The following is a 15,255-nucleotide window of genomic DNA, read 5'->3' on the forward strand; positions in this document are numbered from 1 at the left end:
TGCCTAAATACCATGAGGCAATGTTCATGCAAATTCTATTACTGTTTCTAACCATTTTAGGTGGGATGGGGCTATCGGTAGAAGCAGGTCTTTTAGGGCCATTAGGTACGCAAGTTGGAGAATTGTGGGCCACTTTTAGTATTTTTGGTGTAGGGGCCGCACTTACCTTTCTACTTATGTTGTTTTTTAGTCCTCGCAATAGTCCCTCATTTTTTACTCTTCCATCATGGCAGTTATTGGGTGGGGTAATTGGCCCGATCTACGTCATTATTCTCACCATCACAGCGCCGATTATTGGTATTGCCATGACCATGATTGGGATTTTGGCTGGTCAAGTTTTTAAAAGCCTGATTATTGATCATTATGGGTTACTCGGAACCCCACATAGAAAAGTAGATCGAAAACGTGTGCTTGCGCTTGTTTTTATTGTGGTTGCACTTTCATTAGTCGCAAAAGCATAAGGGGGAAATATGACTATATTTATGATTTTATTGGCAGTCATCGGCGGTGCTTTACTCAGTGTACAAGCGGCAATTAATGGACAGCTTGGCAGTAAAGTTGGCGTATTCCGTAGTGCATTTTTAACGTTTTCGGTAGGTGCTTTAATTACCGCATTACTGATTTTTTATTTTGAACCCAAGCAAACTTTAACCCTATTAGATGTACCTAAATGGCAATTACTGGGTGCAATGTGTGGCGTTCCCTATATTGTGATTATGGTCTTAGCAGTACAGAGAATTGGGGCGGCTGTTGCAACTGTTGCGGTTATTTTTGGGCAACTTCTCATGAGTATGTTAATTGATAATTTTGGTTGGTTTGGCAATGAAATTCTGCCTTTTTCAACTTATAGATTGGGCGCGCTCATTTGTTTAGCGATTGCGCTTTATTTTATATATTCAAGTAGTAAAACGACTCACGTTGAACCTAACAGCTAACATGTTTATAAAACAGGAGGGTTTTATTAAGTTAATATTTAAGGTTTTTCTTAATTGTGTAATTAAATGAAAAACAATAATTAATTAAATAATTTCTAGCCAATTTCACATTGACACCTTAATTTTTGAAGATTACCATTTGCGGGCTGGCCTACATTGCCAGTCGGTTTTGACGGACCGCGTAGTAAGACTGCATCAGAGTTATTCCTTCTGAGGAATACTTTTATGTGTAGACTTCTCGTCCCCTCTCGTAGCGGTAGGACGGGAGTGGGACACCTTCGGGTGTGCTGGAGTCTTACCCAGTCCGTCAACCCGCTTCCGTTCTGCCACCATAATTTATAATGTTTCGGCAGAACTCCCAAAAGAAGGAGTTGGCTATGCACATTCATAAATTATTGGCAGTCACTGTCAAAATCAAAATCTATCTCGACACAACTTAAATCAATTTAAAGCAGTTTGATGAGCTATAGGCTTATCGGACTTTAATTCGTTACGTCTAAAACTTAGCAACAATAAAACTTGAGATGTGCCAAGCACAGTCTTTACGGCTTTGCTGTGCGTTTTTTTCTCCCAGAGAAGGCACAGGCTTTTTTTATCTCTTTTGAAACAACAAGAATTTATAACGGTAAAACTATGCCAACTTTAGAAACATCTTCCAAAAAATTACATGTTATTCATACTGCAATAGAGCTGTTCAATCTCTATGGATTTCACAATACGGGCGTGGACTTAATTGCCAAAGAATCCAAAATTCCTAAAGCCACTTTTTACAACTACTTTCACTCAAAAGAGCAGCTTATTGAAAGGTGTGTATCTTTTCAAAAAAGCCGCCTGAAAGAAGAAGTACTAGCAATTATTTACTCAAGTCGTTACCGAACCTCAAGCGATAAACTCAAAGAGATTATTGTTTTACATGTCAATTTTAATAGTAGGTACTATCTATTGCTTAAAGCTATTTTTGAAATTAAAAAGATTTACTCTCAGGCCTACCTAATGGCAATTGAGTATAGAAAATGGTTGCTTCGAGAACTTTTTGATCTGGTTTTTAGTTTAGAGAACAGCACACTAAAACCCGATGCCAATATGGTTTTAAACTTAATTGATGGTTTGATGTTTCAGATTTTAAGCTCAAATCGTTTGGATGAAAGGGATGTGGTGGTGGAGAGGTTTTTTACTATTAATTGAACATGGTTTTAGTTGTTTGGTTTTTGAGTATATTTAACAAAATCAAACATATATTAAAATAGAATTATTTCATCATAATTTGGGAGTTTGCTTATGAAATTGTTAGGAATATTATCTATCCCTTTTATTATCTCTGCCTGTGTTACTAATCAGAATGTGCAAAAGGAAGAGACCCCAGAATGTATGAATTATCATGCAATGATGACAGCACCTATGCCAGCAGAGGCAATGGAAAACTTAAAAAAAGCTTGTTACGAATCTAGAAAATAGCTTTGAGCATTTATATTTAAAAAAGAATTTATTAATACGAGAATAGTAAGTTAAAAATAACTGCTGACTGTTCTTATTTTTGCAACTTAAGTTCTTAGTTTAGTAGCTTGTTTTAATCTTTCGAAATCAGAAATATAAGAATGTTTTTATCAAGTGTAGAACATTTAATTTAATTGTATATCTGAGGTTTCGAATGAAAAAGATCTTTTTAAATACAACACTACTAGGCTTAATGTATTTGAACATAAGTCATGGAGCCAATGCTCAAAGTACGATAGATATTCCAGAAGCTCCCTCTACCGTAAATGCGGTTTATGTTACCCAATCGAGTAAAAAAGTTTTAAATCCATCGGAAAAAATTGATCGGCTATATAACCGAAATCTTCAGCAAGAGTATGTACTGCAACGTATGACAGCACATACTTATTTTTTTCAATCCCAATTTTATGGAACGATGTTTTATGTGGGTGAAAAAGGAGTACTGTTATTTGATCCAGTTGAAAATGCTGGAGAAAAGATTTTAAAAGCTATCTCAGAGGTAACAAAATTACCTGTTACAACAATTGTCTATTCACATGCACATGCTGATCATATCAGCTCAGCTCCAGTAATTGTTGAAGCTTCTAAAAAGGCAGGTGTCCAAGTACGTATTATTTCATCTGATGCTACAGCAGAGCTTTTAAACCGAATTAAAAGTAAATTACCAAAACCTACTGAAACAATTCCTTTTAAAAATGGTAGTTTTAATTTTGAAGGGGTGAATGTTCAAGTACATGGTTTCAAATATGCAGCACATACTGCTGATACAGGTGTTTGGTTAATTCCAAGTGAGAAAGTTGCACATATTCCCGATCTAATAAATGCCGATCAATTACCTTATTGGGGTTTCGCTGGTGCTGAAGTTCCTCTTTATTTTGAAGAAAATTTAAAAGAATTAAAAAGTTTAAATTGGGTATTTCTGAGTGGTGGTCACGGTAATGTCGGATCGAAAGCTGATGTAGATTTCTATTTAGAGTTCCTAAAAGATATGAAACAAGCAGTGGGCCAATCATATGGTGTAGTGCAGTGGGGAGTAGGAGCTCCTAATCCTCAGAAAACAAATTCACATATGGCCCAGCTCCCAGCATATCTTGATGCACTAGGTAATCAGGCAACTGAATATTTGCGACCAAAATATGGACAATATTATGGGTTTGAAAGCTCAGTTCCAAAGAATGGAGAAATCACAGCTCTATTAATGTATGCCTATCAATAGTAATAATGTCTATACCTATATAAATAGGTATAGACATTTTATTTATATATTTAGATTAATTAAATATCCTGCATTTCTTTTAACAGTGGAGGAATTTTTTCTATCAAAAAATCAAGGAAGACCTTTGATGCCGGCAAAGCACCACTTCGGGATGGAAAAATTAAATGAAAATTTCCAGTTGGAAGTTCCCATTCAGGTAAAACCACGATAAGTTTCTTTTCTAAGATGAGGCTTTTGCATTTTAACAAAGGCAGCAAAGCAATACCTTTTCCATCGGTAGCTAAACAATTAAGCAAAGTTAAACTGGCAGCTTTGATAAATGGTTTTATAGGCAAACTTACGTTTTCATTAATAGTTTGATTGCTAAAGAACCAAGTTTGATTTTCATTTTCGATATTACTTAAAAGTTTGTGTTTGCTTAACTCAGTGGGATGCGTAGGTAGGCCATATTGATTAAGATAGTGGGGGCTAGCAACCAACACTGACTGTGTATAGCCAAGATGTCTCATAACCAAATTCTGATCACTATCTAAATTTTGTCGAATACGGATCCCGATATCGACAGATTCTTTAAGAATATCAACTCTCTTGTTAGTGACAATAAATTTAATTTCTACCTTAGGGTATCTATCCATAAATTCAGGAAGAATGAGAGGCATAATTCTTTCTGCAACATCTATAGGAATGCTTACAGTAATTGATCCAATCGGCTCGCCGCGCAACTGATCTATTAAGTCATAAACAGTTTGCGCTTCTAAAAGCATTGATTGTACATATTGATAAATCTGCTCGCCGATTGCCGTAAGCTTAATTTGTCTCGAGTCTCGTTGTAATAATTTAACGTTTAAATTTTTCTCTAAATTTGAAAGTCTTCGGCTTAATTTTGATTTAGATATACCTGTTTTTTGTTCTACTTTACTTAGACCACCATGTTCGACAATTAAAGCAAAAATATATAAATCATTTAAATCTTTCATTGGTGTTTTAACCTTAATGAACCAATAATTTATCTTACTTCGAACTTTATCTTTGTTGGTTGCATTTTTTGCAACATATGTTCCCGATTATAGGGCTTAAGTGGCAAATATAAAACGAATAAACTCATTTCACGACTTAAAACCCTTATAGGTATGAAATGAAACTTTTACATTTAGACTCAAGTGCTCTCGGTGAATTCTCGGCTACTCGGGAGATTGGGCAAGCAGTAGTTCAAGAGTTAAAAAAACATGGTCCTTTAGAGGTAACCTATCGCGATTTGCATGTAGAACCACTTCCACATTTTTCAAAACACTTTGATAGTTTGAGTGAAGAAGCACAAGTTGATGAACGTATTCTTCAACAATTTGAAGAAACAGATATTTTTGTACTAGGTGCACCGATGTACAACTTGAGTATTCCCACTACATTGAAAGCATGGATTGACCGAATTTTAATTGCAGGTCGGACTTTTAGATATACAGAGAATGGGCCACAAGGTTTAGTTTCTGGTAAGAAAGTTATTATTGTGAGTGCTCGCGGTAGTACTTATGGTGATCAATTTCCTATGGATCATCAAGAATCTTATTTAAAAGATATTTTTAATTTCTTAGGTATACAAGACGTATTTGTAGTACGTGCTGAAGGAATGGCTTTTCCAACTCGTTCTCAATCAATTAGTAAAGCAATTAATAGTATTCCACAAATGTTTGCTATGCCTGCTCCAAACTGAGAGAGAATAATTATGACTAGAATTAATAACGCAATCGAAAAAATTATCCAACATCCAAAAGTATTTGGATTTGCATCACTTCTAATGCGGGTAATGATATCTGTAATTTTTGTCTTATCCGGATTAGGAAAGATATTTCAATATTCGAGTAATGCTGGATATATGGAGTCTATGGGAGTGTCATCTGCATTATTGCCATTAGCAATTCTGGTTGAGTTTGGAGGTGGTTTCCTTGTATTGATTGGTCTTCAAACACGACTTGCAGCATTTCTATTGTTGGGTTTCTCGTTAGTGGCAGCAGTGCTATTTCACAGTGGTTCTGATATGAACAGCCAAATTATGTTTATGAAAAACATTTCAATGGCTGGAGGTCTACTGGCTCTTGTTATCTTTGGCGCAGGTGGCCTTAGTGTAGATAAGAAACTTAAATAATTTCAAAAAGGTAAAAGTGCATATTTGTATTTTTACCTTTATTTTTTCTATTTAAATAATGGTTGTTATCAATGAGATTATTTTTTTATCCTCATGCCTGTTCAATGGCGATTCATATTGCTTTAAAAGAAACTGGACAAGTATTTGATACAGAGTTTGTAGATTTATCAACAAAAATCACGGGATCTGGACTAGATTATTTAAAGATTAACCCTAAAGGAGCAGTTCCTGCACTTGGGCTTGAAAATGGTAAAGTCCTAACCGAAGTTACAACGATACTGACTTACTTAGCTCACTTGGTTCCAGAGAAAAATCTAATTCCCAAAGTTGGTTCTTTTGAACGTTATGAAATGATGAGTTTATTGTCATTTATTAGTATGGATATACATAAAAATTTCTCTGCTTTTTTCTACAAAGAAAAGATTGATTCTTGGATTGAAGTATCTAAACAAAAGTTATCAAGAAGTTTTGACTTTCTTGAAAGTAAACTTCAATCAAATCAGTATTTAAACGGCAATGAAGTCTCAATCGCAGATTTCTATTTCTTTGTGATGCTACATTGGTGTGACTATTTTTCTATAGACTTAGAGAAATGGCCTAAGATTCTCAATTTAGAATATAACTTGGAAAAAAGAAGTTCTGTTCAAGAGGTTCTAGAGTTTGAATCAAGTTTTTTGAAATAAATTTCATGTAGAAAGAGGAACATATGGATGTTCCTCTTTTATATTTTATAGTCATAAAATAGATTATAGAAATATGTATTTTATAAAGCTTAATTTGCATTACACATTGATTAAAATACATACAGAAACCTCGCTAAAACGAGTTGGAATGCTACAAACGTGAATGATACTTTAAGTTTCACTCTTCCCAATAAGTGAGGTGAGCAATGAAATTGTTAGCTTTGTTCAGTATGGGAGTTGCAGCAAGTTATTGGTATAAAACTATAAAAGATAGCAAGCTAACTCTTCTGAAACCTAATTTTGATGAAATAGTAAAAAACTTTGTATTAGCAGAATTTAACACCTAATCCATACCGTTAATTTTAATTAAATAAAAGCTCATCGGAAGATGAGCTTTTTTGTTTTATAGATTTCAAATTTTCTTTTAATAATAAAAAACACTCTAATGCACTTGTTTATTTAGTTGTTCTAAACTAACAATGCAGTAAAACAGGAGTGTTAAAGTATGAAATCAATAAGTGAGTACATTCCTAATGAGGAGCAAGAAGAGGAATCGTTGATTACTGCAAAAATTGATTCAGAAATTGGAAAATTAAGGAAAAGAAGGGATGAACATTTACTATCCTATATTGATGAGGAGAAAAATATTAAGTATAAAATTCAAATAGAAAGTTCAATCAAGAGTTGATATTCGATTTTTATCGAATTGTATGATGATATTCGATTAATAAAGCTTATCTACCCTAACCAATACGACTAAAAATTCCTGACTGTTTACAGTAAATAAAGCTCCGCAAAGTATCCTTATTTTGGGGGGATTTTTTCTATATGTGTTAAGCTGATCTTCATAAATTTATGGATTATTACAATGTTCATTTGTATTGGCGGTGATTTAGATGGTGAAGTTGTATATGACCGTGAAGGTACTTACTTTGAAGCCAGTGAAATAGATGCAAGTAAACAATCAACATACAACCGCCAGAGTTACTTAGTGGGCGAAAATATATATCGTTTTTGGCTTTGTGCAGAATTATCTTATTTTGAAATTACAAAAATAGCGAATGATCACTTGGCGAAAAAACATCCCTATCTTTCATAATTCACATATTAAAAATAAGCCTGCCAATTATGGTGGGCTTAATCTTTCTAGGCGGAGTCGGCTAAATACTGGTTACTGGTTACTGGTTAAGTAAAAATAATTAAAAAAGCCCCTCATATCTGAGAGACTAGTCATATCAATTTTCTGGAATGAATGGCTGTAATTTCTTAAATAACTAAACAAATCAAATTGATAAAAGTAGTTAATAGTATAATAAATCAGTGCACTAATTTATTCTTTATAGTAGCAGAGCCTCAAAACAACATCCAAGGCACTGTTAATAAGAAATTATTTGTTATTAGGATCAGGTTGTTCATTATTCTCAGGCAGATCTTTTACTGTGCCTGGAACTTCTGAAGGTTGAGTTTCAGTAGGTGGTGTTGCAGGATGCTTGTTCATTTGAGATTTGATGATATTAGCGTGGTTAGTTGTATTTTGAGAAAAACTTTTAAAACCTGACATTTTTATCTTCTTATCTTCATTAGGGAGAGTTGATAGTACAGTTTAAAGGCCTTTACATTGCGGTAGTTTTAAGACTCATGTGTGTTGATTTGTCTAGGAAAAGATCTTTATCTCGACAACTTATTTCATAAATAAAATCAATTATATATAACCTGTTGAGTCTTATCCTTTAAATTTTGAAATGACCTTATCCAACTTTCAAGTAGGGGTACACAAAGTACACATATATAAATTTTTTCCACGTTTTGGATTGATAGTTTTTTAAAAATTAATTCAAACTAGTGTCTACAAAATATTGATAGTATAAAAATATCGTTGGGCATAATATGTATGATTAAATTGGAGCATATTAATGCTAAAAGAAATTACAATTATTGATTTCCAAGGTAAAGAAAAAAGAGCGCACGCAAACTATACAGAAGTAGATACTAATAAAATCGGTCATTCATCTAGAGTTCAGAGACCCAAAGTTGAATATATTTTGTTAAAAGGTGAATGTATTTACCCTACTTTAAATTTGGTTTTCAACAGTTCCGATGGCAACAGCTATTATATAGAGTAAACATGATATGTCAGACAATTCAACAAAATGGCTTTGTGTGGGTGGTGTTCTAAGTGGTGAGTGGAGAGAGCAGCAATTAGAAGCATTTGATGTTGATCCTAATGATTTAAATACTCATAGTTATGAAGCAATGAAACTCATTAATCCTGTTACCAAGACAGAACAGCATTTCTATGTGTATACCGAGTTACAAGAACACGCATATGACAGGGCAATAAATTTTGCCTTATCCAAAAATCAATAAGAACAAGAGAGCACTTAGGTGCTCTTTTTTTTAATAAATAGTCGTTGTATTTAAATCATAGATTTTATAAGCCTAGTATTAGCAGAATTTAAAGCCTAATACATACCGTTAATTTTAATTAAATAAAAAGCTCATCGGAAGATGGGCTTTTTTATTGTAGTAGTGTTTATTGAGACTAGAGTTTCTGATTTATAATTTAAATCCAAAGAATTTTTACGTCCAATAAAAATGAAACTATTTTCAATTATCCTTATCTTATTTTATTTAAGCTCTACTTACTTACATGCTGAAAAATTAGAAAAAGAGAAAATCGAAGCTTATGTAAAATTGATAGAAAATTATCGAACTGCTGAACAAAATTTAGAAAATTATTTAAGCGGAATTCATTCGGCAGGACAAGTCAGCTTTAAACATCAGATGAGAATAGCAGACCTTTTATGTGATGTTGGGAAAGCACAAAAACCAATGATTGAATTTATGAAGTTAAATAAAGAAAGATTTAGATTGAAAAAACAGGATGTTATGAATATTTTTCCACATGATCGACAAAAATTACAAGAGGAATTGGAAGAATTAAAAGATACACCGTATGAGTGTGGTAAGCAGAGTTATAAACATTTGCTGTGACGATCTTGACAGGGCAGTAACCGCTCTAAAACAAAAAAATAATAGCTAGTAAGTTTGGTTTATTAATGAGCCAGCATCAAAAATAATATTTTACAACCAGATAGTCTCAGGAATTATGGTACAAGATAGCCCCAGCTTATTGATTGTTTATGAGACATCATCTTATAACTTCTAATACTTACACTAAGTTAAGCAAAAAGACTATTTAAAAAATAAACAAAAAATAACGGTTAAGAATATTTTGTTTTATAAATTGTAATTCTCTAATTTTTCCTTAGAAATATTATATTTAATGGTGAAACATTATGTGAATACCCGAGGTTATGCACCTCATGTTTAAAATTTGGTTGGTTTTTATAGAAACAATATATCGTTATATTTGAATCTTATTTTTTTGACCAGAAGGTAAAAAATGAAAAAAATATTAGCACTAACAATTTTAATATCCTCAACTTATACATTCGCTACACCAAATAATGGAGCTGAACAAGATATTCGAAGCTATTCTTTATTGCATGGCGTAAGTACAGCAGAAGCAAATAAAGCATTAGTATTAGAAGCTAACCGAGACTCGGCACTCGACACTATTGAAAAAGAATTTAAAGGGCGTATAGGTGGTATTTACGTGGAAAACGCACCTACATATAAAATTGTGGTTAGAGTCAAAGGTTATGGCCAGAATGAGAAAAGAAATGTAGCGGTAGGGAATGCTATTTCAAAAAGCAATTTGCCTATAGAAATTCAATACGGAGCTAAAGAAACAAGAGAGAATGCTAAAGGACAATTAAATAAAGCTGCTAAATTAGCTAGTAAATATTTTTCTAAAGTTCAAACTGTTGGATATGACGAAAAAAGTGGAAGTATTTATGTTCGCGTAAAGGGCAAACAAACAACAGAGAACCAAAGAAAAATAGATCAAATCAAAGCTGAATGGAACAACCCGAACTTACCGCTAGAAATTAATTTAGTTAACTGGTCTGTAAAGCCTCTTGTAGATGCTAATGGTGGAACTTTTGTTGCAGGACAAATCAGCTCAACAATGTATGCAGATTGTACTACAGGTTTTGGCATCAAAAATGCCAATGGTACAAAGTACATGAGTACAGCTGCTCACTGCCCTAATAACTTCAAGAGTAAACAGGATGGAACTCCATATACATTTGTAGGTGAGATTCCGTTTGCACAGTCTAATGATCTTCAGTGGAATAGTACAACAGCCAATATCACCAATAAGTTCTACGTAGGACCAACCACCACTAGAACACTTACTGGTCGACGTACTCTATCTGCAACAAGAGTTGGTGATAGTGTTTGTCACTATGGTAATGCAACAGGATATAGTTGCGGTACTGTTAGAGGTGTGGGTGTAATTGTTCCAGAATATGATCCTAATACTGGTGCGCCTCTATTTCCTGGCAGTTTTTGGGTAGATGTAAATACGTCTACTTGTGGTGGTAGTGATAGTGGTGGGCCCGTATTTACAGCTTTAACGATTGCCAGTGGTATTCTTTCACTCGGAGCAATAGATGATGTAACAGGTGCTTGTCAAGGATATTACTATGTCCCTACAGATAAAATTTATGAAAATGGTTTTTCTTTCATTTATTAATTAAATTCCATAGATGCGATAGCATTTTTTTTGATTAAATCTAAATACAGACTATTCTGTATTTTTGACTCCGCTAAAAAATTATTTAGCGGAGTTTTTTATGGGTGAAATGTAAGAAAAATAAAATAGGCTTTAATCCCAGTAAAAATACACTCATCGGAAGGTGGGCTTTTTTTTAATTTATAAATTCCCATAGAAAATTCACTTATATTGTATATTTTTCAATCAATTAAAATAAATTAATTAAAATTAATATATTGTTTTATAATGCTTTTTATCGGAAAATTTTACCAAAAGTTAAAAAAATCTTTATTTTAAATGAAGAGGTTAATGGAAACCTCTTAAATAAAATAAAGGAAATAAAATGGATATTTTAAAATTAATAGGCGGAAATCTGCTCGCCGTGGCTTTTGTAACGGGAACTCAAACAGCACATGCAGAATTTAAACGGTTTTCTGTATCTGCTGGGTGGTTGCATGTCATGCCACAAGGGAAAGCAAATCCATTCAATATAAATACTGCTGTAGCAAATGGAACCACTGCCAAAGTCGGAACTATTTCTACTTCAGCATTTATGAAATCAATAGACCCTAATGCAACATTATCAACTGGGGAAAATGCCAAAGAAGTTCTCGATATGGTATTTAGTCATCCAGTCGATGAAAACGGCAATCAGCAACAATCGGTTGGTCAGTTATTAGGGCTTGTAGATGAAAATGACATGGTTTCGCCAGATATCACTGGTACAGCAACCATTAAAGGATTAGAACAATGGGAAGGTAAAGGCACAGGGCTTGAAGCAGAAGACGTAGACACTCTGGGTTTAATGTTTAATTACTATGTGAATGAGAACGTGTCTTTACAGTTAATCGGTGGGATTCCTCCAAAAGTTGATATTAAGGGGAAAGGAGAAATCAACGCGCCGTTATCTGGTTTTGCAAATCCTGAAGGGTTAGCTGCTTTGGTTATCGGGGATAAACTTGATTTATTACAAGATATTCCAATCACTAATCTGGGTAATAAATCGAAAGCTGCTACGGTGCGTGCATGGACTCCAGCATTAGAGGCTCAATATCAGTTTGGTAAGGCAGGAGTAAATAAATTCCGTCCATATATTGGAGCCGGAATTATGTATTCACGCTTTTCTAACATTAAGTTAAACGACCAAATTAATTCTGACTTAATTGCTGCGGGGCATATGATTCAGAATGTACTAGATAACAATGCAGGTGCAGCTTTAGATGGCAAAACTTCAAGTGCAAATCCATATGTTCGGGTTAAAGCAACTGATGCGATTGCACCAATTGTGAGTCTAGGCGCTACTTATGACATCACGCCAAATTGGTATGCCGTTGGTTCAGTGTCCTATGCAAAGTTAAATAACCGCGCAAATATTGATGTAATTGATAGCAAAACAGGTAAGCAGTTAATTCATGCCTCAACCAAAGTTGATATTGATCCTTTAATTACATATCTAGGTGTGGGTTATCGTTTTTAATATCCTCATTTAAGTATTAATCTATCATTTAGGAAAATTTACGATTTAACCTGTCGTATTTTCTGTGCATGGAAAGCCCTACCAAACATCAATTATTGGTAGGGTTTTTCTTTTTTAACGTATGATATGTTGGTATCAATTATTCTATCCCTAAACGACCACTTTATACTTATAAAGTTGATATAGTTGGCGAGAAGGCTGTTGGGGTAGTTAAAATTGATATGAGGAAAGATCAAAAACAGCTTAAATATCTTTATACAATTAAAATTACGGATGAAAATCCTCATGGTTTTCGTATAAGAATAGGAAAACATTGATTCATCATATCTTGCTGTTGTTTGAATCTAAAAGCAGCTATTTTCCTGATACAGCTATTGCTGTTTCTAGCACATTATCGATCATGATGTTGAATTCATCATTACTCAAATGACTAAATTGTCCGTCAATAATTAAATAGCTTAGACCATGAACCATGCCCCAAGCTAATCTTGCCATCGTTTGGCTTTGTTCAGTATCGACAGAGGTTTGAAATGCTGTTGCCGCTGCATATAGCATTCCTGTATAGAATAAATCTGTCATAGATTTTAATTTTTCATCATCTTGAGCAACAGCAAACTGGCTATACATCAGTCTAAATAAAGATGGGTTTTTAATAGCAAAATATATGTATTCTTTACCTGAGTTTAAAAAACCGGCTTTGGGGTTGGTTGCATTATGAATAGCATGTGCTTGAGCTTCTATTAATTGTTCAAAACCATATATGGCTAAAGCGGTCAGTAGTTCTTCTTTATTTGCAAAATGCCTGTAAACCGCATTTGGGGATACTCCAATCATGCGGGTCAATTCTCGCATACTAAAATCAACACCCTGACTAGACTCTAATAATTGTAAGCCATTAATAAGTAAAGCTTCTCTCAAATTACCATGGTGATAGCTAGAAGTTGGATTTATGCTCGATGTTGACACTATAAACATCCTCGTGTAATTTTAATTAAGTATACAGTGTATACATTCGTTGATACATACTGGAATTATACAAAAAATTAATCAACAGGTAGGATGTAATCGAATGAACAGGACAAGTATCCGTAATGAAATTGTTAACAATAAGCTGGTTTCTTCCGTAGTAGGGAAGTTTCTGAGTTTCCATCAAAGCCGAGTTCCCTATAGCCCAGATAATCCTTTTCTTGTAGGTCCCTTTGCACCAGTTACTGAAGAGGTTTTTTCAAGTGATTTGGTTGTGCATGGAGAAATACCATCTTCATTAAATGGCATTTTTTTAAGAATGGGTCCAAATCCATTAGAAGTTGAAAACCCTGCAAACTATAATTGGTTTATGGGCGATGGGATGGTACATGGCCTAAGGTTAAAAGATGGTCAAGCATTATGGTATAAAAATCGATATGTAGGGACGCATCACATACATAAAAAATTAGGGCGAGAGAAAATAAAAGGTGAGCCTCGAGGTCCAGTTGATGTCGCAAATACGAATATTATTGGTCATGCAGGAAAAATCTGGACAATAACAGAATCAGGGCCGTTTCCAGTCGCTTTAGATCATGAATTAAATAGCCTTAAATATGGTTTATTCAACAGCAAAGATAATTATCCTTTTACAGCTCATCCCCATGTTGACCCAGATACGGGAGAATTACATGCGATTTGCTATGATGTTTTACTGCCAATGCAAGTCTATTATCAGGTGATTGATCAATCGGGCCAAGTTAAGAAGCGGGTCAGTATCCCTGTTAAGCATGGGCCAATGATGCATGATTGCGGTATGACAAAAACTAAAATGCTAGTTCTAGATTTCCCTGTAACTTTTTCAATCGAGAGAATGTTACAAGGGATGCAATTACCCTATTCATGGAATGAAAAGCACCCTGCGCGAATAGGTGTCTTACCAAAAAATGGTGATGCACAGGATATAAAATGGTTTGATGTAGATCCATGTATTATTTTTCATTCATTTAATGCATATGATCTTGAAAATGGCGATATCATTTTTGATGCTTGCGTTCACACCAAGACCTTTACTGACTCTATTCAGGGACCAGTAGATAAGCAGTTCATCCAGTTTGAAAGATGGACTTTGCAATTTGGTACTCAAACTCTAAAACGGGAAGTAATTTCAAAAATTCCTCAAGAATTTCCTCGTCTAGATGAACGTTTTGTTGGGCAACCCTATCGCTTTGCTTATTCAATTTCTGTCGGAAATGAAGGTGAGCCAGTAGATAATATTAATTTAAAAGCAAATAATTTATTGGTCCATGATTTACTCAAAGGTGAATCCTATAAGCATTCATATGGTGATGACTATTTTACTGGTGAAGTGATTTTTTTACCAAAACAATCTGAGAGTGAAGAAGGTGATGGTTGGTTAATTTCGTATATCCATGCTTTAGACGGAATAAAGCCAAGTAAAGTCGTAATACTCGACTCCAAAAAAATTGGGCAAGACCTCCAAGCTACTATTGATTTACCTGTAAGGGTGCCTTTGGGTTTTCATGCAAATTGGGTAGATATTTAAAAAGATAGTTTAATGTGCATTCTGCTAAAAGAATGCACATTTTATATAATTAGAAAAATATTATGCTTTTGATATTTATAGATAATATTTACAAGTTTTTAGCATAATAGACTGAAAGATATGAATTTTATATGATTGAGTAAAGAAAAACCGAAG

The 15,255-nt window shown here is 34.0% G+C and carries 20 protein-coding genes and 1 pseudogene; 18 read left to right on the forward strand and 3 right to left on the reverse strand.

Going from position 1 to position 15,255, the window contains the following annotated elements; translation table 11 throughout:
* Nucleotides 1-26 precede the first annotated feature (26 nt).
* From AC1PJP_RS14560 to AC1PJP_RS14580, 5 genes are all read left to right on the forward strand, one after another.
* The gene (locus AC1PJP_RS14560; protein ID WP_009388349.1) at nt 27-461 is read left to right on the forward strand and encodes a DMT family transporter; all 435 of its coding nucleotides are present in this window, start codon (nt 27-29) and stop codon (nt 459-461) included.
* A 9-nt stretch (nt 462-470) separates the two neighbouring features.
* Nucleotides 471-935 carry a DMT family transporter gene (locus tag AC1PJP_RS14565; protein WP_199945646.1) on the forward strand — a complete coding sequence of 155 codons (465 nt, stop codon included), beginning with the start codon at nt 471-473 and terminating at the stop codon, nt 933-935.
* Between the two features lie 633 nt (nt 936-1,568).
* Nucleotides 1,569-2,120 (forward strand): TetR/AcrR family transcriptional regulator, encoded by a 552-nt coding sequence (locus tag AC1PJP_RS14570; RefSeq protein ID WP_199945662.1) that lies wholly within the window; start codon nt 1,569-1,571, stop codon nt 2,118-2,120.
* Nucleotides 2,121-2,213: 93 nt separating this feature from the next.
* Nucleotides 2,214-2,390, forward strand: coding sequence for a hypothetical protein (locus tag AC1PJP_RS14575; protein WP_017481060.1), 177 nt, complete (start codon nt 2,214-2,216; stop codon nt 2,388-2,390).
* A gap of 193 nt (nt 2,391-2,583) precedes the next feature.
* Nucleotides 2,584-3,645, forward strand: a complete 1,062-nt coding sequence (locus AC1PJP_RS14580) for an MBL fold metallo-hydrolase (RefSeq protein WP_199945648.1) — start codon at nt 2,584-2,586, stop codon at nt 3,643-3,645.
* Between the two features lie 59 nt (nt 3,646-3,704).
* On the opposite strand, the gene AC1PJP_RS14585 is transcribed toward AC1PJP_RS14580, so the two are convergent.
* On the reverse strand, nt 3,705-4,622 hold the full coding sequence (locus tag AC1PJP_RS14585; RefSeq protein ID WP_199945649.1) for a LysR substrate-binding domain-containing protein: 918 nt from the start codon (nt 4,620-4,622) through the stop codon (nt 3,705-3,707).
* A gap of 158 nt (nt 4,623-4,780) precedes the next feature.
* Here AC1PJP_RS14585 and AC1PJP_RS14590 point away from each other — a divergent pair, with 158 nt between their 5' ends.
* The 6 genes from AC1PJP_RS14590 to AC1PJP_RS14615 all read left to right on the forward strand — a co-directional run bounded on the left by AC1PJP_RS14590 (nt 4,781) and on the right by AC1PJP_RS14615 (nt 7,567).
* Nucleotides 4,781-5,353, forward strand: a complete 573-nt coding sequence (locus tag AC1PJP_RS14590) for an FMN-dependent NADH-azoreductase (RefSeq protein ID WP_199945650.1) — start codon at nt 4,781-4,783, stop codon at nt 5,351-5,353.
* Between the two features lie 84 nt (nt 5,354-5,437).
* Nucleotides 5,438-5,785, forward strand: a complete 348-nt coding sequence (locus tag AC1PJP_RS14595; protein ID WP_227556363.1) for a DoxX family protein — start codon at nt 5,438-5,440, stop codon at nt 5,783-5,785.
* A 71-nt stretch (nt 5,786-5,856) separates the two neighbouring features.
* Nucleotides 5,857-6,468 (forward strand): glutathione binding-like protein, encoded by a 612-nt coding sequence (locus AC1PJP_RS14600; protein ID WP_199945652.1) that lies wholly within the window; start codon nt 5,857-5,859, stop codon nt 6,466-6,468.
* 206 nt (nt 6,469-6,674) lie between these two features.
* On the forward strand, nt 6,675-6,815 hold the full coding sequence (locus tag AC1PJP_RS14605) for a hypothetical protein (RefSeq protein ID WP_013197772.1): 141 nt from the start codon (nt 6,675-6,677) through the stop codon (nt 6,813-6,815).
* A gap of 158 nt (nt 6,816-6,973) precedes the next feature.
* The gene (locus AC1PJP_RS14610) at nt 6,974-7,156 is read left to right on the forward strand and encodes a hypothetical protein (protein WP_005305647.1); all 183 of its coding nucleotides are present in this window, start codon (nt 6,974-6,976) and stop codon (nt 7,154-7,156) included.
* 180 nt (nt 7,157-7,336) lie between these two features.
* On the forward strand, nt 7,337-7,567 hold the full coding sequence (locus AC1PJP_RS14615) for a hypothetical protein (RefSeq protein WP_199945653.1): 231 nt from the start codon (nt 7,337-7,339) through the stop codon (nt 7,565-7,567).
* A gap of 288 nt (nt 7,568-7,855) precedes the next feature.
* Here the strand turns inward: AC1PJP_RS14615 and AC1PJP_RS14620 are convergent, their stop codons facing one another.
* A complete protein-coding gene (locus AC1PJP_RS14620; RefSeq protein WP_005305641.1) occupies nt 7,856-8,029 on the reverse strand; it encodes a hypothetical protein in 174 nt (57 codons plus the stop codon).
* A 352-nt stretch (nt 8,030-8,381) separates the two neighbouring features.
* On the opposite strand from AC1PJP_RS14620, the gene AC1PJP_RS14625 reads away from it, so the two are divergent.
* The 6 genes and pseudogenes from AC1PJP_RS14625 to AC1PJP_RS14650 all read left to right on the forward strand — a co-directional run.
* A complete protein-coding gene (locus AC1PJP_RS14625) occupies nt 8,382-8,591 on the forward strand; it encodes a hypothetical protein (RefSeq protein ID WP_005305637.1) in 210 nt (69 codons plus the stop codon).
* A 7-nt stretch (nt 8,592-8,598) separates the two neighbouring features.
* Complete coding sequence (locus AC1PJP_RS14630) at nt 8,599-8,835, forward strand: hypothetical protein (protein WP_013197775.1); 237 nt, start codon at nt 8,599-8,601, stop codon at nt 8,833-8,835.
* 228 nt (nt 8,836-9,063) lie between these two features.
* Nucleotides 9,064-9,462 (forward strand): hypothetical protein, encoded by a 399-nt coding sequence (locus AC1PJP_RS14635; RefSeq protein WP_151768688.1) that lies wholly within the window; start codon nt 9,064-9,066, stop codon nt 9,460-9,462.
* Between the two features lie 412 nt (nt 9,463-9,874).
* On the forward strand, nt 9,875-11,071 hold the full coding sequence (locus tag AC1PJP_RS14640) for a S1 family peptidase (RefSeq protein ID WP_225623320.1): 1,197 nt from the start codon (nt 9,875-9,877) through the stop codon (nt 11,069-11,071).
* A gap of 364 nt (nt 11,072-11,435) precedes the next feature.
* Entirely contained in the window at nt 11,436-12,569 is a 1,134-nt protein-coding gene (locus tag AC1PJP_RS14645; RefSeq protein ID WP_199945655.1) for an OmpW/AlkL family protein, read from the forward strand.
* A 137-nt stretch (nt 12,570-12,706) separates the two neighbouring features.
* Nucleotides 12,707-12,886: pseudogene (locus tag AC1PJP_RS14650) on the forward strand (hypothetical protein); the annotation flags it as partial.
* A 37-nt stretch (nt 12,887-12,923) separates the two neighbouring features.
* Here the strand turns inward: AC1PJP_RS14650 and AC1PJP_RS14655 are convergent.
* Nucleotides 12,924-13,535 carry a TetR/AcrR family transcriptional regulator gene (locus AC1PJP_RS14655; protein WP_199945657.1) on the reverse strand — a complete coding sequence of 204 codons (612 nt, stop codon included), beginning with the start codon at nt 13,533-13,535 and terminating at the stop codon, nt 12,924-12,926.
* Nucleotides 13,536-13,638: 103 nt separating this feature from the next.
* Between AC1PJP_RS14655 and AC1PJP_RS14660 the strand changes: the two genes are divergently transcribed.
* Nucleotides 13,639-15,099, forward strand: coding sequence for a carotenoid oxygenase family protein (locus AC1PJP_RS14660; RefSeq protein WP_479767434.1), 1,461 nt, complete (start codon nt 13,639-13,641; stop codon nt 15,097-15,099).
* The last annotated feature ends 156 nt before the right edge of the window (nt 15,100-15,255 follow it).

Source organism: Acinetobacter sp. V116_7 (genome assembly GCF_056735735.1).